The organism is Nostoc sp. NZL (assembly GCF_015714705.1).
Taxonomy (GTDB): Bacteria; Cyanobacteriota; Cyanobacteriia; order Cyanobacteriales; family Nostocaceae; genus Nostoc; species Nostoc foliaceum_A.
Genome location: NZ_WBKL01000216.1, coordinates 1 through 22,679 on the forward strand (window position 1 = coordinate 1; position 22,679 = coordinate 22,679).

The 22,679-nt window shown below is 41.6% G+C and carries 14 protein-coding genes; 6 read left to right on the forward strand and 8 right to left on the reverse strand.

From position 1 onward, the window contains the following. Window positions 1-154 precede the first annotated feature (154 nt). The 5 genes from F8R90_RS32295 to scyA all read right to left on the reverse strand — a co-directional run bounded on the left by F8R90_RS32295 (window position 155) and on the right by scyA (window position 7,185). Complete coding sequence (locus tag F8R90_RS32295) at window positions 155-1,540, reverse strand: ScyD/ScyE family protein (protein WP_196514136.1); 1,386 nt, start codon at window positions 1,538-1,540, stop codon at window positions 155-157. Further along, entirely contained in the window at window positions 1,537-2,844 is a 1,308-nt protein-coding gene (locus F8R90_RS32300) for a ScyD/ScyE family protein (protein WP_196514137.1), read from the reverse strand. The genes F8R90_RS32295 and F8R90_RS32300 overlap by 4 nt, the downstream gene beginning before the upstream one ends. 84 nt (window positions 2,845-2,928) lie before the next feature. Continuing rightward, window positions 2,929-3,900 carry a scytonemin biosynthesis cyclase/decarboxylase ScyC gene (scyC, locus tag F8R90_RS32305; RefSeq protein ID WP_196514138.1) on the reverse strand — a complete coding sequence of 324 codons (972 nt, stop codon included), beginning with the start codon at window positions 3,898-3,900 and terminating at the stop codon, window positions 2,929-2,931. Window positions 3,901-3,925: 25 nt separating this feature from the next. Further along, complete coding sequence (scyB, locus tag F8R90_RS32310) at window positions 3,926-4,987, reverse strand: tryptophan dehydrogenase ScyB (protein ID WP_196514139.1); 1,062 nt, start codon at window positions 4,985-4,987, stop codon at window positions 3,926-3,928. A gap of 311 nt (window positions 4,988-5,298) precedes the next feature. Beyond that, entirely contained in the window at window positions 5,299-7,185 is a 1,887-nt protein-coding gene (gene scyA / locus F8R90_RS32315; RefSeq protein WP_196514140.1) for a scytonemin biosynthesis protein ScyA, read from the reverse strand. A 1,890-nt stretch (window positions 7,186-9,075) separates the two neighbouring features. Here scyA and F8R90_RS32320 point away from each other — a divergent pair. Both F8R90_RS32320 and F8R90_RS32325 read left to right on the forward strand, forming a co-directional pair. Then, the gene (locus tag F8R90_RS32320) at window positions 9,076-11,055 is read left to right on the forward strand and encodes a scytonemin biosynthesis sensor histidine kinase (RefSeq protein WP_196514163.1); all 1,980 of its coding nucleotides are present in this window, start codon (window positions 9,076-9,078) and stop codon (window positions 11,053-11,055) included. Between the two features lie 138 nt (window positions 11,056-11,193). Beyond that, window positions 11,194-12,093, forward strand: a complete 900-nt coding sequence (locus F8R90_RS32325; protein ID WP_196514141.1) for a response regulator transcription factor — start codon at window positions 11,194-11,196, stop codon at window positions 12,091-12,093. Between the two features lie 254 nt (window positions 12,094-12,347). Here the strand turns inward: F8R90_RS32325 and F8R90_RS32330 are convergent, their stop codons facing one another. After that, window positions 12,348-13,550, reverse strand: a complete 1,203-nt coding sequence (locus tag F8R90_RS32330) for an AAA family ATPase (RefSeq protein ID WP_196514142.1) — start codon at window positions 13,548-13,550, stop codon at window positions 12,348-12,350. Between the two features lie 898 nt (window positions 13,551-14,448). Here F8R90_RS32330 and F8R90_RS32335 point away from each other — a divergent pair. Genes F8R90_RS32335 through F8R90_RS32350 form a run of 4 tightly spaced genes read left to right on the forward strand, consistent with a single transcriptional unit; the run spans window position 14,449 to window position 18,754 of the window. Further along, window positions 14,449-15,783: an ABC transporter substrate-binding protein gene (locus F8R90_RS32335; RefSeq protein ID WP_196514143.1), complete on the forward strand. Its 1,335-nt coding sequence runs from the start codon at window positions 14,449-14,451 to the stop codon at window positions 15,781-15,783. Window positions 15,784-15,842: 59 nt separating this feature from the next. Then, window positions 15,843-16,754: a carbohydrate ABC transporter permease gene (locus tag F8R90_RS32340; protein ID WP_196514144.1), complete on the forward strand. Its 912-nt coding sequence runs from the start codon at window positions 15,843-15,845 to the stop codon at window positions 16,752-16,754. A gap of 3 nt (window positions 16,755-16,757) precedes the next feature. Further along, window positions 16,758-17,642, forward strand: coding sequence for a carbohydrate ABC transporter permease (locus F8R90_RS32345; RefSeq protein ID WP_196514145.1), 885 nt, complete (start codon window positions 16,758-16,760; stop codon window positions 17,640-17,642). A gap of 8 nt (window positions 17,643-17,650) precedes the next feature. Next, on the forward strand, window positions 17,651-18,754 hold the full coding sequence (locus tag F8R90_RS32350; protein ID WP_196514146.1) for an ABC transporter ATP-binding protein: 1,104 nt from the start codon (window positions 17,651-17,653) through the stop codon (window positions 18,752-18,754). Window positions 18,755-19,067: 313 nt separating this feature from the next. On the opposite strand, the gene F8R90_RS32355 is transcribed toward F8R90_RS32350, so the two are convergent. Together F8R90_RS32355 and F8R90_RS32360 are read right to left on the reverse strand one after the other, a co-directional pair. Then, window positions 19,068-20,582 (reverse strand): hybrid sensor histidine kinase/response regulator, encoded by a 1,515-nt coding sequence (locus tag F8R90_RS32355; RefSeq protein ID WP_196514147.1) that lies wholly within the window; start codon window positions 20,580-20,582, stop codon window positions 19,068-19,070. An 18-nt stretch (window positions 20,583-20,600) separates the two neighbouring features. Continuing rightward, the gene (locus tag F8R90_RS32360) at window positions 20,601-22,577 is read right to left on the reverse strand and encodes a PAS domain-containing sensor histidine kinase (protein ID WP_196514148.1); all 1,977 of its coding nucleotides are present in this window, start codon (window positions 22,575-22,577) and stop codon (window positions 20,601-20,603) included. Window positions 22,578-22,679: the final 102 nt, after the last annotated feature.

A 22,679-nucleotide genomic window follows, 5' to 3' on the forward strand; every position in this document is an offset into this window, starting at 1 on the left:
GGAGCAGGGGGCAGGGGGCAGGGGAGGATTTAAGATTCGACTGCAATCAAGGGTTTCAAGCCCCTACATTTCCCTATATTTATTGATGTATGGGGTTCTTCCCCCTGCTCCCTGCTCCCTGCCCCTTTTCCTCCCTTTGCCAGGTAATGAGGAATTAGACTATCTCTGCTTTGGCTAGAAACTCTTCACCCAACTTTTCTTGACGTTTGCGCTTGCCGATCGCAGCAGTTGCACCTACACTAGCAAGTGCTAATAAGCCAAATATTGAAGTAGGTTCGGGGACTCTTTCTCTAACGACACCATCCACCCGAACAACCGACCCAAGTTCTGGGCCAACACCGCGCTTGGTGATGTATATATTTCCGTCAGGGCCAATATCGATTCCAGCAGACGATTCCAGCCCTTCACCGGCAGCAACCAGCGTTGTGCGAGTTAAATCTGGAGCAACTTGGATCAAAGAACCGGGAAGGAACCGCAAGTCACCCTGTAATTGAGACTCGTCGCCGAACTGCAAGACTAGTAAATTTCCTTGTTCATCAAAGGTTAAGTCAGTTATTTGTGTAAACCCATCCAGAAAAACCTCTGGGTTGCCATCTTCGCCGATGCGGAAGATCCGCGATTCACCTTCTGGATATGGAAAACCTGAATATTCAGCAACGTACAAGGCTCCATCGGGGCCAATTGTGCCACCTGTCGGTACTGATTGAATTGCGATGTTTCCTCCTGGAAGTACCTCTACTAACCCTGGAGGTAGTTCTTGTCCTGGTGGAAGGGGTGGTAATGTTGAGGCACTAAGGACTTTCTTGGGAATTGCAATTGCCTCAGACTCACTTCCGTCTAGTTTGATTTTGTAGGCGGTGTTTCCACCCCCATCAACCACATAAGCAGTATCACCACTAACGGTCAAATCAAAGGGATTGGTAACTACATCCCCACCGTCTGGGTTATTAGTAATTTCATACTTGCCGAAGTCGAAAATACTGTCCAGTTTGCCAGTATCCAAGTCAACTTTGAAAAGTTGTGCTAAAAGCGGGGTATTTAGTACTTTATCTGGTGTGGATGGCGGGAAAGTAACAAGTTGCTGCTCTGGGATGGGGAAATTAGCACCAAGGTTAAGTGATTCTAGATCACGATTTCCTGGATAACCAGCAAACCCAGTTAGAAGATAAGCATTCCCCTGAGAGTCGAATTGTACGTCTTGAATACCAGCGCCTTGGTTGCCACTGGGTTGTTCTGCTATAGATTGAAAGTTAGTGAGGATGCGCTGTGGCTGACCACCTGGTGTAACTTTGACCAGGGAACCACTATTACCAGCACAGATAGGCTGAAACAGCGTACTCGGAGATGGTTGGCAATTTCCGTTACCTCCGATACCTGGTTCTGCTACGTAAAGTGTTCCGTCAGGGCCAAAGCTAACACCCCGTGCATTACTAATTCCATCGACAATCGTCGTTAGTGTTGCAGCTTGTACAGATGGTGTTCCACAAATAGCAGCAAAACAAAATGTTACAGATGTAAGAACAAATGACTTGAGTTTCATACCTTTAGACATTGAGAATTAAATAATTTGTTTGTGGAAACTTTTATCAAGGAAGGAGTCAACGCTCTCTTCTTGTGCAGCCAAGCAATGCCCAAAACGCCGATCGCAAATACGCCTAAAGCAGAATCGGGTTCAGGGACAGATTTGGTATTTTCAATTCTGAGAACTTGTCCTTGTCCTGGGCGATCGCCTCGGTTTGTGACGTATACTGCACCGTCAGAACCAATAGTTAGGGCGCTAGGCGACTCTAATCCATTGCCACTCAGAAGAGTTGTGCGTGTCCCATCGGTAGCTATTTTGATTACAGAACCATCAAAATTCCCCTTCCAGGCTGACTGATTGGCGTACTGCAAAGCATACAAATTGCCCTCAGTATCAAATTCCAAGTCTGTGAGTTGGGTAAAACCATCGGCGAAGACTGATGGCTTGCCATCAGCGCCAACTCGATAGATTTTTGCTCCACCTTCAGGGAAGGGAAAACCTGTAAATTGGCTGACATAATAAGCACCATCAAGCCCTTTTGCCACACTTGAGGGGACTGCTTGAGCTGCAAACTGCGATTGAGGTGGTTCACCTTGAGATGGCACCTGTGACGGTTCATTTGATGGAGTACCAGAAGGTGGAAAGACTGGATTAGTCAATATGTCTTGGGGAAACGCAACTATCGCCTGCACATTATTATTTTCAGTATTAGCACTTAGTAAGGCGTTTGCACCTGCATCAACCGCAACTAAGTTATTGCCATCTATTACAAAACCCAAGGGATTGCTACTGACATCACCACCATCGGGATTGTTGGCGAGTTCATAGTTAGCTATATCAGCAACACTCGTCCAGGAATTGGTATTAAAGTCTGGAGCGATGATTTTACCGAGGTCAGTGTAACCTAAATTGCGATCGCGAAAGGCTGGATTAGCTCCATACCCAATCAGAACATAAGGTTTACCTTTAGCATCAAATTGGATATCACGAGGGCCACCGGCTCCAGTACCATTTGGTAATGCTAAGGAAGGAAGTCCTGTAAGTATTCGCTCGGTCTTACCATTCTCAATTTTGGTAACTGCGCCACTTGTGCCATAGCATAAAGCATCGCCTTGACCACTTGCTGGTGGAACACAAGCTCCACTTCCCCCTATTCCCGCCTCTGTAACATAGAGATTACCATCAGGGCCAAAGCTCAAACCACCGGCATTATATAGACCATCAGCGATTACCGAAAATGATGCAGCTGAGGCAGCTTTCATTCCAGAAAAAGCGGTAACACAAAAGGTGAGGCAAGTAATAGTAAGTTGTTTGAGTTTCATGGTATGTCCTTTGTCATTTGTCCATTGCCCATTGTCCTTTGTTAGTTGACTAATAATCAATGACCAATGACTAATGACCAATGACTAATGACTAGTGACTAATGGTTCTTGATTTTTTGGCAAATAGCTCATTCCCCGATCAAATGATTTGAGATTGCCAGCTTTGGCTTCGAGCAAACGTTTAATGTTCATGCTCTCAGCCCCAAAGTCTTCAATCTGAAGTTTGCCGTGGGTTACAGTTCCATCTGTTTTCCAGAATGTGATTCTATGCAAGATAAAACCAGATGCTTCTGGATCAGCAAAAGCATAAGCAGTGGGGATAAGTAACGCTACAGAACGCTGATAATATTCGTAATCTGGATAAAAGTGTTCTTGTTCAAGCAAGTAGTATTTACTTAGACTATGAACTCGTACAGAAACTTTTACCTTCTGGTCATATTCATCTTTGAATTCACCTGACTCAGATGTAATCTCACCATTTGGTCGCAGTAAATGTGCCCACTCATCTATGTTTTGTAAATCCTTTAAGTATTCAATGCCGATTTCAATAGGGGCATCAACATAAATGGTGTCTGTATCGATAAAGTGGCGACCTTTTGCTGCTGCGGTTAGACCAGCCTTCCGTTCCAAATTACCTTTGAGAGAACGACATTCGGAAGTGTGGACTGTATGAATTCCCTGCATAATCATCTGAGTCTGCCGTTTTGGATCGACAAAGCTCAACCAGTGAAAGTACACACCTTTCTCATCTGTCCCCGGCTCAATGTAGTCGGTAGGAAACAGCAAAACAGGGTAAACCTGAAAATATTTCTGATACTCTAAACCACAGTGCCACTCAATGCCGTAGAAAAGCGGGTTTTCTAGTTTTTTAACGTGATAATAGAGATTTTTGTGATAACCAGATGCAGTTCCGAGCCAGGTATCTTCGTCAATTTGCTCCTTCATCCGGCTATAAAGCGTCCATTCGTCTAAATTCTTTAAACTACAAAGGTAGTTAAAGGCGCTCTCTGGTGAAGTAGCAATGTAAGCTGATGTTGCAAAGGTATTCTTTTCCACTTTTTACTCCTTAAGATAATAACAATTAAGCTGCGATCGCTTTATTCTTGCTTCGTTTCCCATTCTGAATCCGGTCTTCTGCCAATCGTTTGGCGGCATCGTTGGTAGTAACTCCCTGCTGTTTAGCAATATCAAAAATTGCTAATAGGGTGTCATAAATGTTATGCACTTGCTTGAAAGCTTTTTCTTCGTCATAACCAATCATTTCGTTGTAAACATTGATTAGCCCTCCGGCGTTAATTACATAATCAGGGCTATAAAGAATTCCTTTTTTTGTAAGCATTTGGCTATGGAGTTGCTCATTCTCCAATTGATTATTAGCTGCACCAGCAATAATAGAAGCTTGTAGAAAAGGAATTGTATGACTATTAAGAATTCCTCCTAAGGCACAAGGAGAAAATATATCTACATCAAGGGAGTAAATTTCGGTTGGTTCGACAACAGTTGCCCCAAAAAGCCGTTTTGCTTCTTCCGCTTTGGCTGGATCTACATCGCTAACAAAAAGCTTGACATCATGTTCGTGTAAGTGACGGCAGAGGTTTTTCCCTACATTTCCTAAGCCTTGAACTGCAACTTTCATGCCATCAAGTCTTTTGCTCTGCCAACGAGACTCTACAGCAGCTTTAATTCCGAGAAAAACTCCTAATGATGTTATGGGAGCAGGCCCACCAGATTTTTCTGATACCCCAACAACATGTTTAGTTTCTTGACTGATTGTGCGTACATCGTCAGGAGTAATATTGACATCTTGTCCGGTAATAAAACGTCCATTCAGACTATCAACAAAACGTCCATAAGCTCTCAACAGATCATCTGTTTTATTTTCAGGATTAGCAATAATGACTGCCTTTCCACCACCAGCCGGAATGTTTGCACAGGCAGCTTTATAGGTCATCCCTCGACTCAAACGAAGCGCATCTTTTAAAGCAGCTTCTTCGTTGACATAAGGCAAGATTCTTGTAGCTCCCATCGCTGGGCCCAAAGTCGTGTCATGGATAGCAATAATTGCCTTAATTTCGGGATTTTTCCCATGACAAAAGAGAACTTGTTCGTGACCCATTTCTCTAACAGTTTCAAATAGCAGCATCTTGACCTCTTGATATTGTTTGGGATTGGTTAGAGAAAGTAATTACTATTACAGAATGTAAAGATATAGACACAAAACTACTCTCGAATATTAAGATTAGATGGAGTTAAGAAAAGACTTAAGGCTCAAAAGTCAAAAATTTGAAATTCCAGTTTTTCGGGTGTAGTTTTTGACTGGAATAAAGTTTTTACTGCTTCTAAGGAATCCTTGATCTTTTGTTGAATGGACTAATCCAAACTGCGTTGTAAATTCCGCTTTCTTAGAGTGTCTTAGTGTCTATAACAATTGAGTGAGATTGCCAGCTTTTAAAATCAAACCATTGGAAATGAAACTTGCTTGGCTGAATTTTGAGCCGGACTTGATTTAACTCCTTGTGCAGCCAAACTTTTATTGCGTCCACCAGAGGGTGCTGGTCGATCAGCGTCAATCACTACATCAATGAGAAAAGGAACAGTTGATGCGATCGCTTGTTCTAATGCTGCTTCGATATCTGATTCTCTGACGACTACGATCGCTTCTGCTCCCATCCCACGAGCAATCATGGCGAAGTTTGTGGGTGGAATTGTTGCATCTGCGCCCTTTAATCCCAAGATTTTCATGCCTTGATGGCACATGTTGTAACGCGCATCGTTGAGTACAATCCAGATGGCGGGAATTTTGTACTTCACAGCTGTGCTGATTTCGTTATTCATCAGCATTGCTCCATCGCCGACAATCCCTACAGCCTTGCTATTGTTCGCCAGCGCTGCACCCAATACTCCTGTGACGGCGTGACCCATTGCGCCGACTCCGGTGCTGACTCGGTAACGATTGGCTTCGGAAAATTGGAGTAGATGAGTTGACCAAGTAAACGAGTTACCGCACTCCGCCATGACTATGGCATCGGTATCCTCAACAATTATCTTTTGAATTGCTGCCATCAATACTTCTGGCCGCACTGGATAATCTACGTCTGAAGCCGGTTCAATTGCTTTGTGTTCTGGACGAGGTAGCGGCAAAGTTGTGGAATCAGGTGCATCTGGTAATTGCTGCAACAACTCTTCCACAAAAGCTTTGATGTCAGACCGAACTCCAAAAGTTTCAACATGTTGATAGGCTACACCTGGCACTTCCGGGTCAATATCTACATGGACAAAACCTCCTTTTGGAACTAACGCCGAACTCCAGAAGGAAGTTGGTTCACCAAGGCGGGTTCCTAATACGAGTGTGCGTAGTGGAGGTTGCTGTTCCATATATGTCAATACGGAAGCATGACCACCTAAACCTGTAACACCGACAAACTGGGGATGATCTTCAGGGAAGATACCTTTACCACGGGGTGAGCACATGACGGCTGCTCCGGTTTTTTCAGCGAGTTCAAGGATTTCCTCTGCTGCGTCACGCGCACCGAAACCAACCCAGATAGCAAAGGGGCCAGATGATAATAACTCTACAGATTTTGCGATCGCTTCTTTAGAAGCAGTCATCGGAAACGGAGGAACATCTAGTTGAGGCAAGGATATATTCTCAACTAAGCTTGTCTGCACTGCGGTGGGAATACTCAAATGGGCAACAAATCCGCCTGGTTGCGCCATAGCCAAAGCAAGTTTGCGGAAAATCTGCGGTAGTTGAGCCGCAGATTCAATGGTGATTGCATAGTTGAATAGCGCTCCTGGGGTAAAAATTCCCCCACTGGGCAATGTATAAGTGCTGGTTTCTTGAATTGCCCAACGTCCACGCTGCGGTGCTGAGGTGCAAGCCGACAGCAAAATCACCTTTGCACCTTCACCACGAGCCGCAAATAATCCGGTGAGAGCGTTAGTGATCCCCGGCCCTGCTGTGGTAAAAACGACAGCAGGACGACTATTGGCAAAGTATGCCTCAGTCGCTGCAAATGCTGCTCCGGCTTCATGGCGGAAGTTCAATACCTCGATGCTGCTATTGGATAGCGCACCCCAAAGGCTGGCCATCGCACCACCTGCGACACCAAAAGCGTAGTTTACTCCCAAACTTACCAACATTTGAGCGATCGCATCGGCAACTGAGAGCGTTGGGGGTGTTTCGTCGTTTAAAAATGGCTGAATTCCCCCGTTATTCTCCGATTCATCAAGCTGACGCGAAACGTCAGACACTGATTCTACATATCTGTTTGCTGGAAATTCCCTGTATGGCTCAGTGGTGATTAGAGGAGAGTTTGAACCAGTATAGTTTTGACTCATGGTTTCACGTAATTACATAAAGTTATACAAAAGCTTTCAGTTTACAATCACAGCAATCGCAATATTTTATACGGGCGACTCTGTTGCTTTTACAGCTATGACCTAGCCTGGTCGATTGTAGAAACGGTTAATCGCTGTTGATTGATGCTTGTGAGCGCACTACCAAAAATTTTTACCAAAAGCATACAGCAATCAAGACTGTGCTTCTTGTGACCAGAATAAAGGAGATGAAGATGGTTGTGCAATCAAAAATCCTTTGATGGGGGTGTCAAATTTTTCGCTTTTACTGTGATAATTACAGGCTTAAGTCGGTTGGTGGGGAAAACTAAATCATCTAAAAGTATACAAATGAGCAACTAAAGCTTAATACAAGCACTTCTCATAAACTTTACAAAGCTTAATTTAGTTAACTTTAATAACGCTGATTTACTTATTGAACTACCTGGAGAGGTTCTTAACTTGTGATGATTACTATGATCAAAAGGTATCTGCAATGAAAAATCTTTTGATGAAGGTGTTAATTCTTTCGCTTGTATCGTGATTGCGATATTTCTAATTTAGTCATTCTGAAAGATTGGTATGCTGCGATCGCTGGTAAAACAAATCGCCAAATTTACAATAGAAAATCTTTTGATCTGATTGTCAATTCTTTTGCTTTTCTTGCAAGTGGCTTTCCATGAGCGAGTGGCTGTTTTCTCTTTGAGATGCTTTGTGTAGCAAGCTTTAAGAGTAGGACTTACGCATTGAAAACCTGAAACCTAGACCGCCAAACCCACGCCACTTGCTACAACGGGGGTAACTCTAAAAGCTCCCTATTATATTAATAATGAGATGGGATCATCTTTAGTGAGTAAATAGGACGAGTGATTTAGCGTTACCCTGAAGGAGTCAACAGTCTAAAAAAAGCTTGATTCTTGATTCTTGACTCTTAAACTCGCCGTCACAAATTATCTAAATTAAAGAATCAGCTAAACTACAGCCGAACTACAACTCTTTAGCGGTCTTTATATTGCCACCAAAAACTGATTGAGTCAATTATTTGTAACGATAAAGACATAGTTAGTTCAAATTTTATCTTTCCTTTGAGAGATGACGAAAGATTCAGCACGTAATAATTTAATAAAATTAATTATTTTTGACGCATAATCTACTTTTAATTAAGTATATTCTCTAAGGCAATGTTCTATATAAGTCAAAAACTTATAGATTTGTACTTAAAAACAACCGTAGTGCCTATAATACAGATGTATTTCTTAGGACGGATGACTAAGCATATTCATCTATAGTTAAATCCCTGAGAGAGTAAGTTAAGATAAATTAAGAAAATAAATTGATGAGTAAAATTTATTCATTTAAGTCAAGCCCAGCACTGAAAATTAATTTATGTTGAGAATCAAACGACTCTACACCAGTAGTTCGCCAAAGCCCTTGCTTAGAAAAAGGCTAAAGGATAAAAAATTTTCTCCTTTAACCTTTCCCAGTAGAAGCTTGGCAATTTTAGGTTGGTGAACTATTACTTTGCTCTGGTGCAGAGCTAGTTTAAATGTAAAATATCTTTTCTACTTATAGTTAAGAGTTTTGAACTCTTATCTAATAAGATTGATTGACTAATTTTGATTTGATTAGTCTAAATTTCGTGTAGCTATAAAAAGCTGTTTAAGTCAATAATAAATAAATTTGAAATATTTAGTTTTTTTAGGAAAATTTGGTTTAATAATTTGCTCTTTATTGGTATGATAAGTTTTGTTAAGGTGATTAGTAATATTTTTTAATTTACTAACTAATTTTATTTTTTAACAGCCGAACAGTGCGCCAAAGATTTTAGTAAGTTATGACTATTAACTCATTAATGGCTATGGTGATGATTGATTACCAGGAGGAATTATGAATATGAATTCTGGCGATTATACATTAGCTAGATCAAACAATCAATGGGCGCTACAACCTGAAGTAGAGATGAAATTTGCTCACTTCCTCATAAATCAAGCTGTAGATGCTGCCTTCTGCTTAGGATCAAACGCGCAGTTTCTCTACGTCAACGATGCCACTTGCCGAATGACTGAGTATTCCCGTGAGGAATTACTTTCCATGAGGCTACATGATATAGACGTAGATTTTTCTCTACACAATTGGTCAGATATTAGCTCACAAGATTCCCTTACTTTTAAATCTCGCTACCGGACAAAAGGAGGCAGGATATTTCTGGTAGAAATATCCATTAGCTATGTAAAACAACAAGATATGGAATTTGGCTGTGCCTTTGCTCGTGAAATAAGTGATCAAATAGTAGAATTGAGCGTGCAAAAGTGGACTGATGAATTAAGGGATGCCAAAGATAATTTACAACAGGAATTTTCTCAACTCAAGGCAAAAGAAGTAGAACTAGAAAAATCTCTTTCTTTACTTCGTTCTACTCTCGAATCTACTGCCATTGGTATTGTTGCAGTTAACTTTGAGGGAGATATTCTGAGCTTGAATCAGAAGTTTATGGATATGTGGCAGATCCCAGAGTCCCTAATCCTATCTAAGAAATGTCCTCGATGCAAAGCCTTTTTTGAGAACCAACTTAAAGACCCACAAGCCTTTAGTCGGCTGATTTGGGAAGTGTCTAGCCAATCTGATTTCGAGAGCTACGACATTCTGGAGTTGAAAGATGGGAGAGTTTTTGCACACTACTCTAAGCCTCACTTGTTGGAGGGCACCATTATTGGTAGAGTCTGGAGTATTTGGGACATTACTGAATCTAAACAGACTGAAGAAGCATTACGGCTGAACGCAGCTAGATTTCGGACTTTAGCAGAAACGACAGATGCCAGTACTTTTCTGATTCAAGGCACACGGCTTTGCTACATAAATCCAGCAGTAGAGCAACTTACTGGCTACACAAAAGAGGAACTGCTAACTGGCTTTGATCTTCGCCGACTGATTAAGAGTAAAAAACCCAGGCAAATACGTAAGCAGAGTGAAGCAGCTAAGTTTGAATACCAGGAGATGAATATTCTGACAAAAAACGGCACGGAGCGCTGGCTAGCTTGTGCGGTTGTAATGCTGGATGGAGTAATGGATTTTGGTGGAAAACCAGTAGAAATGATTGCAGGCATTGATATTACCGATTACAAATATGCAGAATTAGGTCTTAACCAAGCTTTAGAACAAGCAAAACAACTTAGCGAACTTAGAGCACGTTTTCTTTCTATGGTTTGCCATCAATTCCGTACACCACTTAATATTGTTTCATTTTCTAATAGTTTACTAAAGGAAGAAGTAGATAAACGTACACAGAAGAAAATCCAACCACTACTGGATCACATTGAAAAAGCTACCGAACAATTGAGTCAGATGCTGGATGATATTTTGTTCTTCTCTAAGGCAGAAGCAGCAAAAATAAACTGTGAGCCAAAACCATTTGAATTAGTTGAGTTCTGTAAAGATTTAGTTGCACAAATGCAGATGAGCGTTAGGCAAATATCGATTAATTTTGTAAGTCAAGATAACTCCTTAATAGCCTGTATAGATAAAAAACTGTTAGAGCCGATTTTGAAGAATTTGCTCGATAATGCAATAAAGTATTCTCCCTCCCACATTGCAATTGATTTTAAACTTTCTTGCAAAAATGAGAAAGTAGTTTTTCAAGTTAAAGATAGGGGGATCGGTATTTCAGTACTAGATCAACAACGAATATTTGAGCCATTTTACCGTGGTAGTAATATTGATAGTATCCCTGGTACTGGACTAGGGCTATCAATTCTTAAAACCCTTGTAGATTTACATCACGGTCAAGTCTCTGTAGAAAGCCAAGTTGATGTGGGCACTACGTTTACTGTGATGTTGCCATTAATCAAATCAGAGTTTAGTAGTTCCGAGTTATGAATGTTGAAATGAACATAGTTATTAATTAATAACTTAACAATCATAACTCTCGGAACTAAGTAATGAATCTCCTGCCTATGTTCAGACTCATCAAAGAGTCTAGTAAGCAGCTTCTACAAAAAGTTATGGGAAGACAAAATGATGCATGAATCGTCAAAAAAAATTCTCGTCATTGAAGATGATAACGTTACCCGCAATCTTTACTTAAAGGGTCTTGAGGCTAAAGGTTTTGATACGATAGGTGCTAACAACGGTCTTGCTGGTATCCAACAAGCACAAGAGCGTATACCCGACTTAGTGATTTGCGATATCACGATGCCAGATATGGATGGTTATAGCGTTTTAACTACGTTACGCCAAGATCCTTTGACAGCAATTATTCCCTTCATTTTTCTGACTGGCAGTAGTACTAAAGCAGATGTTCGCAAAGCTATGGAATTAGGAGCAGATGACTATCTTACCAAACCCTCCACACTAGACGAATTGCTCAGAGCGATCGCTACTCGCTTGCAAAAGCAAGCTACTCTCCAATACTGGTGCGCTATGAAATTCGATAAAGCTCCAAAATCAGTATTTGCAGATAATACTACCGCGATCGCTGGAGGTGTTGCCGTTGCTATTGAAAAAACCTCTGGTACAGAAGCCCCTGATAGAGAAGCCAACATTCCTTCTAAGTCAATCTTTCCCTGTATTCCCCAATTAAAAGAAGTTTTCGACTTTATCGAAGCCCATTATCATCAAGGAATTACTTTGTGTGATGTGGCTCTTGCTGTTGGTTACTCACCTGCTTACTTAACTAACCGAGTAGCAAGGCAGACAGGAGAGACTGTAAACTGCTGGATTGTCAAACGCCGGATGGAGGGCGCTCGTTTTTTACTCCAAAATAATAATCAGACAGTTGAGAAGATAGCGAAAGCATTGGGCTATCAAGATGTTTCTCACTTCTCCCGCCAGTTTCGCCAACATCATGGTTTACCTCCCCAAGCTTGGCGCAAAGAGCATCAGCTTGGATCGCAAAAACAGGTAAAACTCTGGTGAAAGTAGATTTACAGCAATTTTCATGTAAACTAAGACTGATATCATGTCCGCTTAATTAGTTATTATTCAGGGCATCTATGCAAAAATCTTAAAACTCTCTTTCCCCCTGCTCCCTGCCCCCTGCCCCCTGCGGTCTTAATGACAAGTCTTTTACCGGACATGATATGAGATGGGTAGTAGGCTTCCGCCGAACGGGAGTAGTGTAGTTTAACAAGAAAAGTAGTATTCCTCCTGCCTTCTGCCTCCTGCCTCCTTCATACAAATAGTTGCGTAAACTCATATATCAAATCCACCCTGCCTTTACGTAACATGGCTGGATCTAATCTTTCAGTAGTGTTGCAAGTCATCAAGACAACTAACCGTTGCTGCATTTGAATACCAGACTCATCAATTACACTCTGATACAAAGTCCCATCCAGTAAACTGAGAATATGTTCGGTTTTGTTATTGTATTGCGCTACCTCGAAAGCACGATTTTGCGCTAGATTATCAGCTTCGTTAATAACGATACAAATACGCTCTATGTAAGTAGGTGGGACAAAGTTAGCGATCGCATCATGATCTAAAATAAAAATTACATACCCTAAAGGTACAAGAATTTCTTTTGCTACTGCCTGTGTCCACACTGTTTTACCTGTACCTGGTTGCCCATGTACAACAACCGCTAACTGGTTTTGATTCAGAATCGCTTGTTGTACAGAATCAGTAAAGTTTTGGATATCTGCGGGAAATGTCCGAATAGAAAATTGACTATGAACTTTGCCTACACGACTTTGATATCCACTCAGCATAACTGCTAAGTCGTAAGTCGCTTTGTTAATTAGTGGCGCGAGATTTTTTGCCATTAAAGTATATTGTCGTCGCCCGCGATCGTAGGGATCAATTTGCAACCAAACGTCATACTTTGCCCAGTAAGCATAAACAGTATTGATAACGTCTAAGCGTTCCCAGCTAACAAATTTATCTATAGGAAAATAGAAATCTCTTTCTGAGTAATACTGAGTAATAATGTCAGGATTACCCAACACACCTAAAACTCGCAGTACAGTAATTTCTTGCAGTCGATTAAGAACATAATCAATGGGAATGCTACTACGACTGACAAATTGAACAATTGGCGTTTCCGTACTCAAAACATCTTTGTACCGATGATCTGGTGATTGAGGATCTGGCGTGATGTAATTCCAAAATTTTTCAACTTCGTAGCGGGTATTATCAGATACAATATTTAATAAATTAGCCCACCAAGCATAATTATTTCGTCCCAAAATATCAGCAACATTACTCGCTAAATTCAAACTTTTTTGAGTTAATTCGCGGGAGTCACCATACAACAGTTGCCACAAAAACCCCCAGTCTAATTCTCGGTTAAACGGTCGCCAACCGCTAGAAAGCAAGCTTTGGCGGGTATTATTTGTAGGAGTGCCTTCATTGCTTCTAAAATAGTCAAAATCCATATTTGTTAGTTATGCAGCGTTAATCGACTTATTTTGTGTTAATTATGAGATTTTGAAAAACTTTTCTCGTAATATTAACTAATTGTGTACAAATGGTAATTTGATTTTCACCAAGGCGGCGGGAAGCCAACTTGCTTTTTGGGGTGTCCGGGATAGCCGCCCAGCCGCCGTTAACTGTTAATTGTTAACTGATGACTGTTAACCATCATCAGTATGCACGTGTTATCCCGTCCCCTTTTAGGGTTGGGAGTAGCTCAACATACTGTACTAGTTAGGAAACCTTTTTAATCTAACTCATCTTTGTGTAATACACTGTACTACAAAAACACTATTTGCGTCAACTTTTTTGGTAAAGCAATTGCTCGCTGGGAGTTTACTTTTAGTTTTTGATGTACCTGCACCATTTATCCATCTCTAGATGAAGATTAATATTGTCATCGTGTAATTACTAGTTTAAAGTATCAATTATTACAATATTTCTCAGAGAAGCGTAATACCTTTAAAAGTTCTGGAATCGCCGTTATTTCATTTGATTTCTCATTCACTTTCACCTGTGCCAACACCAATCAATTTGCATTGCTCCCCCTTCTTCTAGCTAACTCTACCTTTAGAAGGTTGCGAAAAAGAAATTAATTTACATCTATAGCAGTAGTATTTAACTGTCTGATTAAACAGTTTTTTCTTGAAATGGGCTACTGTCTATTTACGGTTTGTTAGCAAAATGTTAATTTTGTTTACAATCAAATTGCTTATTTTTAAGCCAGCTTGATGTTAAGTTTATTGACTTGCTTGCTTATTATTCATAGCATTTTGATAAAAAAGTAATATTAAATAATCTTTTTTCAGAAATTTTCTGTTTTTATTTCCTAATAATTACAACTAGCGATCGCTAGTGGTAATGCTGTACCGAAAGCCAATAAACAAGTTGCAAAAATTCATCCAAAAACAAAGTTATCTACATATAGGGGTTTTCCTAGCAACTCTGTTGAGCATTATATTGTTCAGTTGGGTAGCACTCTCGCAGCAACCAGTTATCCTCAATCTGTTAATGACTGCCCCTGATGCCCAACCTTGGAGGCAGGGTTTAATTAGAGACTTCGAGGCTGAGAACCCAGGTATTCGGATTAACCTAGTTGAAGGGCCGAATGCCACAAATTTGCTCGAAGACCTATATACTTCATCTTTTATCTTGGGTGAATCCCCTTATGACCTGATCAATATGGATGTCATCTGGACATCCAAGTTTGCTGCTGCTGGATGGTTGCTACCTTTAGGCGATCGCATTTCTAAAGAGGAGTTGGCAGCATTTTCATCCCAGGATGTAGAAGGGGGACGTTACCAAGACAAGCTGTACCGCATTCCAGTGCGTTCCGACGTAGGAATGCTCTACTACCGGGAAGATTTAATTAAACAAGCAGGATTGAAACCGCCAGAAACCTTTGATGATTTGATCCGAATTTCCCAAGTCTTGCAGAAGAAAGACGAGGTGAATTGGGGCTATGTTTGGCAGGGTCGCCAATATGAAGGACTTGTGGCGATGTTTGCAGAAGTCCTCGATGGCTTTGGTGGCTTCTGGGTTAATGCCGACACCCTCGAAGTGGGACTAGATCGACCAGAAACATTACGAGCCATTGAGTTTTTGCGTAGTACCGTTAGGGAGGGCGTTTCTCCTCCTGGAGTGACAACCTACCAAGAAGAAGATACCCGGCGCTTGTTTCAAAGTGGTCAAGTAGCATTTTTACGCAGTTGGCCTTATGCGTGGCCTTTAGCTCAGGCAGAAAATTCACCAATTCGGGGCAAAATTGCGATTAAACCGATGGTTCATGCTCCTGGGCAGACGGGAGCAGCTTGTCTAGGGGGCTGGGGTTTAGGGATTTCTAAAACCTCAAAACATCCCGAAGAAGCTTGGAAAGCAATTCAATATTTTACCAGTCGAGAAGCACAGCGCCGATTTATTTTGACCGCAGGCTATGTCCCTAGTCGCCGGGAACTGTTTACAGACCCAGAGATTGTTGCTAAATACCCACATTATCCGCAATTACTAGAGGTTGTGGACAATGCAGTTTTACGTCCGCCGATCGCGCAATATGCCCAGACCTCAGATATTTTACAGCGTTATCTCAGCGCCGCGTTATCCGGTCGGATGAATCCTGAACGCGCAATGCAAGCTGCTGCTGCGGAAACGCGGCGACTGTTAGAAGCAGGGGGAGAGCAATTAAAAATTAAAAATTAAACAACTTGTGCTTTCTGCCTCCTCTTTGCCAATGCCCAACGTCCAATGACAAATGACAAATGACTAATTTACATACACTCAGAAGTCGGGAACAACAGACAGCATGGATATTACTAACACCCGCATTGCTGCTGCTGTTGTTTGTATTTGCCTACCCGATTTTACGAGCATTTTGGTTAAGCGTATTTACTAGAAATCTGGGAACAGAGCTACAACCCGTATTCTCTGGTTTGGACAATTATGTGCGGATGGCGGGGGATGGTCGTTTTTGGCAGAGTTTGTGGGCGACAACCGTCTTCACAACAGCATCCGTAATCACAGAACTACTGCTAGGACTGGGGGTTGCCCTAGTTCTCAACCAGGCGTTTTTTGGGCGGGGCATAGTGCGTACAACCGCGATTATACCTTGGGCTTTGCCTACCGCTCTGATTGGTCTGGCGTGGGCTTGGATTTTTAACGACCAGTTTGGGGTTGTGAACGATATTCTGCGGCGGTTGGGACTGATTGAAACTGGGATTAACTGGTTAGGAGATCCAACGCTGGCGATGATAGCAGTGGTTTTTGCTGATGTTTGGAAAACCACACCTTTTATCAGTATCTTGCTGCTAGCTGGCTTACAGTCGATATCACAAGACCTTTATGAAGCTTATTCAGTCGATGGGGCAACTGCTTGGCAAAGCTTCCGCAATATTACCCTGCCACTGCTACTGCCGCAAATCTTAATTGCAGTGCTATTTCGGTTTGCTCAAGCTTTCGGGATTTTCGACTTGATTGCTGTGATGACTGGCGGTGGCCCTGGTGGCGCTACGGAAGTGGTGTCATTGTACATTTACTCGACGGTGATGCGCTACTTAGATTTTGGTTATGGAGCAGCCCTTGTAGTGGTGACATTTTTAATATTGATTGCTGCGGTAGCGATCGCTAGTTTCTTGCTTAACAAATACCGTGCCAAAACATCAGGAGCCATTTAACCCATGAGTGTAACTCCAGAATCAGTTCCAACGATTCCAAGACAAACAGGGAAAACCAAGTTTTCTCTGAAAAAAATCTTGCTGTTCATCATAGTTGTATTAATAGTGCTATTCAGCCTAGCACCAGCCTTATGGCAATTGCTGACCTCGTTTAAAGTGAATGAGGATATTGCCGCCGTTCCGACTGTTTATTTCCCTACGCGATTCACTTTCAATCACTACATTGAATTATTCACCCGTCGTCCATTTTGGCGCTACATCTTCAACAGTGCCTTTGTGTCGATAACTTCCACAGCTGTATCTTTAGCGATCGGCGCACCTGCGGCTTATGCTCTCGCACGGTTACGCCCTTGGGGTGAACGAGCTATCCTCGCCAGCGTTCTAGTCGTGACCTTATTTCCTGGAATTCTCTTGTTCTTAGGACTGTTAGAAATTATCCAGGCGCTTAGATTGGGCAACAATTATTTGGCGCTGATTATACCATATACTGCGATAAATTTGCCGCTAACAATTTTAGTACTCAGAAGCTTTTTTCAACAATTGCCGAAAGACTTGGAAGATTCCGCTAGGGTCGATGGCTACAATACTTTTCAACTTTTGTGGCAAATTGTGCTACCCATGACCCTTCCTGCCTTAGTAACTACTGGAATCCTCACCTTTATTTTTGCTTGGAACGAGTTTATCTTCGCTCTGACGTTTATGACCCGTGAAGAATTGAAGACAATTCCCGTTGCTGCTGCTCAGTTGGGTGGTGCGACAGTATTTGAAATTCCCTATGGTGCGATCGCTGCTGCAACTGTCGTGGGGACGTTACCCCTAATTTTACTAGTTTTGTTTTTCCAGCGCCGGATTGTCCAAGGTCTTACCGCTGGTGCTGTCAAAGGATAAAAATCAAAATGGCTAAACTCGAACTCAAAAACTTAAACAAAACCTATAATCCTAAAGTCGTCCCTGTCAAAGACGTTAGCTTAACTGTAGATAACCATGAGTTTCTCACTTTACTTGGCCCTTCTGGCTGTGGCAAATCCACCGTCCTACGAATGATTGCGGGTCTTGAAGAACCTACTCGCGGTCAGATCAAGATTGGGGATGTGGATGTCACCTATAAGCGAGCAGCCGATCGCAACATTGCAATGGTATTTCAAAGCTATGCACTTTATCCCCACATGACGGTGTACGAAAACCTTGCTTCTGGACTCAAGCTGAAAAAAGTACCACCTACAGAAATTAAACAGCGAGTGGCAGAAGTAGCAGAAGTTTTAGGATTAGCAGAGTTAATGAACCGTAAGCCTGGCCAAATGTCTGGAGGTCAACGCCAAAGGGTTGCTGTCGGTCGTGCTTTGGTGCGTAATGCCGATGTATACCTGCTGGATGAACCTTTAAGTAACCTGGATGCACTACTGCGGGAACGAGTCCGAGCCGATATTAAGCAAATTTTTGCAGCACAAAAAGTGCCAGTTGTCTACGTTACCCACGACCAAACCGAAGCGATGACGCTTTCCACGAAAGTTGCATTGCTCAACGATGGTTATGTCCAACAACTTGACCCGCCTGAGCGCATCTATAACCATCCAGCTAATCTATTTGTGGCTGGATTTGTTGGTAGTCCGCAAATGAATTTGCTGACTTTACCTTGTAGGGGACAATATGCGATCGTGGGTAACTTTCAAGTGCTTCTTCCAGATATACCAACTGTACCACCGCAAATTGTTCTAGGAATTCGCCCAGAAGATGTTCGCATTGCTCAACCAGGTGATACACAGACTATCCAAGGGCGAGTATTTTTAGTGGAAAACTTGGGTATGCACTATTTGGTCAGTGTTAAGATTCAGGGTTCACAAACCGAAGCGATTACGGTACGTGCTTTGTTACCAACAGACCAAAATTGGAGTGGCGAGGATATTACACTAGCATTGCCCCCTGAGGATATTCACTGGTTTGATGTTCAATCTGGCCATGCTCTTGTTAGGAGACAAATGTTAGGTATCAGGAGCGTGTGATTAACCTAAGAATCTATTTCTGGCAACCATTGGCATCAATTGTCAAAAGAGGCAGGGGAGCAGGGAGCAGGGGGGAGGATTGGACGGAGCTTGTACTCCGACCAATCAAGAACGTCTTAGAAAGACGGGGCTTGATACCCATGTTCCGCTCCGCTTCACGGCAACTCTTGGAGTTTTTCTGGATTCAATAATTTGGATTAATTTATGACTTACGCAATAACTCTCTCAAACTCTTATTCCTTTGCGTCCTTTGCGTCCTTTGCGGTTCGTTTTTTCATTATTTTGCGTAAGTCCTGTAATAGAAGCTAAAAACCTATAAGTCAGTTAACGTGAGCGTGAATGTCGTCCATCCGTTACCGCTTTCTACTTGAATGTTTCCTTGCAGTTGTTCGACTAATTTCTGTACTATAGGTAAACCTAATCCCGAACCACCTTGATTCCAGATGTCTGCATTCGGGAGGCGATAAAATTTCTCAAAGATTCGTGGTAACTCTGTTATCGCAATTTCTGCTGAATTACTGGTAGTAATAATAGTTTTTGTGGGCGCTTCCGAGGAATTGTGACGTACACTTAGGTTAATTTCACCACCAGCAGGTGTGTATTTACAGGCATTATTGAGCAATTCTACTAAGATCCGTTCCAAACTAATGCCATCTGAGAATAGCGGCGGGAGATTTGAAGGGAGATTTAGCTGTAGAGTTTGCTGATGTTCTTGAACACGAATTTGAAACGGCTCAATAACCCAAGGTATCCACTGTTGTAAGACTAACGCATCAGGTGTAAGAACTGGATAGGATGAGCTTTCCAGGCGTTGTAAGTCTAGTAGATCGTTGATTAATCCTAGTTCGCAATCGCACTCGCTTTCCATCAGCTGTAGATAGCGTTGAGCTTCCTCAGTACCAGGAGATAATTGTATCATTTGAATCATCATCTTCATATTGCTCAGAGGCGATCGCAGTTCGTGGGAAACCAAATTCAAAAAGTCATTTTTGAGTTGATTTATCTCCTCCCATTGGATCACAAGTTGCTCTTGCTCAATTTGCTTTTTACGCGCCTCAATCGCTCGTTTGTGCTCAGTAATATCTCGAAAAACTAACACAGCGCCTGTAATATTATCTTTATCATCTTTAATTGGTGCAGCGCTGTCATCAATTGGTCTTTCTGCACCATCTTTAGCAATCAAAATAGTTTCTGCTGGGAGATTGACTATAATACCATCTTGAAGAACTTTGATGATTGGGCTTTCAATAGGATTATGAGTTTCTGCATTGGCAATATTGAATACTTCTGATGAATTTCTGCCACAAGCTTCTTCTTGTTTCCATCCGGTTAGATTTTCAGCAACAGGATTCATAAAAATTACCAATTCTTTCAGATCGCTAGCAATCACACCATCACCGATACTTCTTAAAAGTGCATCTAGCCATTTTTGGTTTACCTTTAATTGCCTTTCTAAACCATGCTTTGTAAGAGTTATTTCAATATTTATTTGTAATTCTTTTTCTTTAAAAGGTTTCAGAAGATAGCCAAACGGCTCAGTTATTTTGGCCCGTTCTAACGTCTTTTCATCTGCATAAGCAGTCAAATAAATTACTGGAATATCTAAACGCTTATATATTTCTTGGGCAGCTTCTATCCCGTCCATTGAACCTTTTAGCTTAATATCCATTAGCACTATATCTGGGCATATTTCTACTGCTTTATTAATTGCTTCTTCTCCTGAAGAAGCGATAGCAGGAACCGTGTAACCAAATTTTATAAGTCGATGCTGTAAATCTTTAGCAACAATAGCTTCATCTTCCACAACTAAAATTTTTGCGTTTATCATACTATAGTGATTTTATATTTAAATTAATGCAAACGTTAGATCACACTCTACTCCCCTAGCACCTTGGATATTGATATTTCCTCCAAGTTGATTGGTTAAAGCATCTACTAACTGCCAGCCTAAAGAGGCCATGTTTTTAAAATTAAAATTTGATGGTAAACCAATTCCATTATCGCTAACTATAAGTGTGGCTTCATGTTCATTATTTTTTTTGATTCCGATATAAATTGTACCATTTCTACCTGATGGAAACGCATATTTCAAGGAATTTGATACAAGCTCATGGATGATTAAGCTACAAGGAATTGCTGTATCCAAGCCTAGAAATACATGATCATCGATATTTATTGTCAGAGCGATCGCATCTTCGTTTACTTCATATGCACTAAATAAACTTGCTACTAAATCTCGAATATATTCACCAAAATTAATTCTTGCCAAGTCTTGAGACTGATACAATTTTTCGTGAACTAAAGCCATTGATGCAATCCGCTGCTGGCTTTGTTTGAATATTACCAAATCGTGTTTATCTTTAATATAAGCAGATTGCAAGCTTAACAGACTAGAAATAACCTGTAAATTATTTTTGACACGATGGTAAATTTCTTTTAATAACACCTCTTTTTCTAAGAGTGATGCTTGCATTTGCTCTTCCCACTGCTTGCGATCGCGCTGCGCGGCTTTTCGTTCGCTAATGTCTTCGACCACAGAAATAAAATACTTTGGCTCCCCACTAAGTTCGCGCATTAAAGACACAGTGAGATTAACCCAAACTATGGAAGTATCTTTGCAGAAATAGCGCTTTTCCATCGAGTAAGTTTGAATATTATCTGCCAGAATCTGGTCAATATATTTCAGGTCGGCGCTAAGATCATCTGGGTGAGTAATATCTTGGAAACTTAGCAACTGTAGTTCTTCGGGTGTGTAACCGAGAATATTGCAAAGCCTCTGATTAACTAACAACCACCTTCCATCTATTGCTACATGAGCGATACCAACAGCAGCTTGATGGAATGCAGCACGGAATCGCTGTTCGCTTTCTCGCAATGCTTGTTCCATTCGGTGGCGCTCAGTAATTTCTGCCTGTAGTGATTGATTAATTCTTGTTAACTCTGCTGTTCGTTGTTCAACTATGCTTTCTAGTTGGTTAAGTAGATTACTCAGTGCTTTCTCTGCTTGCTTGCGCTCAGTGATGTCAGTATGTGAGCCAACCATCCGCACTACGTTACCGTCTTCATCCCACAGGGCTTGACCTCGATCCAAAATCCATTTGTAAGTGCCATCTTTACATAAAATTCGATACTCAATAGTGTAAAACGGTGTTTTCTGAGCAAAATGCTGTTGAATTGTTTGTGTCACCCAGTCAAGTTCGTCAGGATGCACTCGTGTCACGCATTCATCTAAATGGTTAGAAATTTCGTGGTCTTCGTAACCAAGCATTTCCTTCCAGCGAACCGAGAAGAAAACTTCATTGGTTTTAACATTCCAGTCCCAAATTCCATCATTATTGCCACGCAAAGCTAATTGCCAGCGTTGTTCACTTTCTCTCAACACCTCCTCAGTCCGTATGCGTTCAGCAATTTCCTTTGCTAGTTGGTAGTTTGCAGCCTCTAGTTGGGCAGGACTAGGTAGAGCTAGTGCCTGTGGGATTAATGGCACAAGTTGTATAGCAGTTAATACTGAGACGAAAGCGGTGATAGCTTTGAGTAACCCTGATAGCCAATAGGTAGGATGCCAAAGCGTCCACACGTCCATCAAATGGGTTGTGCCACAAGCAACAATGAATGCGCCAAACATCAGGAATATCCAGCCGAAAGGCACATCTCGTCGTTTACGGACAAAATAAACCAACATCACTGGAATTGAATAATAAGCAAGTCCAGTTAACACATCTGAAACCAGATGCAACCACACCAACCCTGGTTTCCAGAGGTAGCAATGTCCGTGAGGGATAAACTGGCTAGTAGAGAAAAAATTATTTAAAAATTCCATCATAAAAATCTATACATTGTATAAGTCTTCACCAAAGCCCCAAAGAAGAGGTTTTTAGCCTCAAACGTCTGTAGACCCGCAGATGCCTAGAAAGTGAAGTGCTTA

Excerpts from the sequence above, each read along its gene's own strand:
- F8R90_RS32295 (WP_196514136.1), bottom strand. The coding sequence starts at position 1,540 with ATGAAACTCAAGTCATTTGTTCTTACATCTGTAACATTTTGTTTTGCT.
- F8R90_RS32300 (WP_196514137.1), bottom strand. The coding sequence starts at position 2,844 with ATGAAACTCAAACAACTTACTATTACTTGCCTCACCTTTTGTGTTACC.
- scyB (WP_196514139.1), bottom strand. The coding sequence starts at position 4,987 with ATGCTGCTATTTGAAACTGTTAGAGAAATGGGTCACGAACAAGTTCTC.
- scyA (WP_196514140.1), bottom strand. The coding sequence starts at position 7,185 with ATGAGTCAAAACTATACTGGTTCAAACTCTCCTCTAATCACCACTGAG.
- F8R90_RS32320 (WP_196514163.1), top strand. The coding sequence starts at position 9,076 with ATGAATTCTGGCGATTATACATTAGCTAGATCAAACAATCAATGGGCG.
- F8R90_RS32325 (WP_196514141.1), top strand. The coding sequence starts at position 11,194 with ATGATGCATGAATCGTCAAAAAAAATTCTCGTCATTGAAGATGATAAC.
- F8R90_RS32330 (WP_196514142.1), bottom strand. The coding sequence starts at position 13,550 with ATGGATTTTGACTATTTTAGAAGCAATGAAGGCACTCCTACAAATAAT.
- F8R90_RS32335 (WP_196514143.1), top strand. The coding sequence starts at position 14,449 with ATGCTGTACCGAAAGCCAATAAACAAGTTGCAAAAATTCATCCAAAAA.
- F8R90_RS32340 (WP_196514144.1), top strand. The coding sequence starts at position 15,843 with ATGACTAATTTACATACACTCAGAAGTCGGGAACAACAGACAGCATGG.
- F8R90_RS32345 (WP_196514145.1), top strand. The coding sequence starts at position 16,758 with ATGAGTGTAACTCCAGAATCAGTTCCAACGATTCCAAGACAAACAGGG.
- F8R90_RS32350 (WP_196514146.1), top strand. The coding sequence starts at position 17,651 with ATGGCTAAACTCGAACTCAAAAACTTAAACAAAACCTATAATCCTAAA.
- F8R90_RS32355 (WP_196514147.1), bottom strand. The coding sequence starts at position 20,582 with ATGATAAACGCAAAAATTTTAGTTGTGGAAGATGAAGCTATTGTTGCT.
- F8R90_RS32360 (WP_196514148.1), bottom strand. The coding sequence starts at position 22,577 with ATGATGGAATTTTTAAATAATTTTTTCTCTACTAGCCAGTTTATCCCT.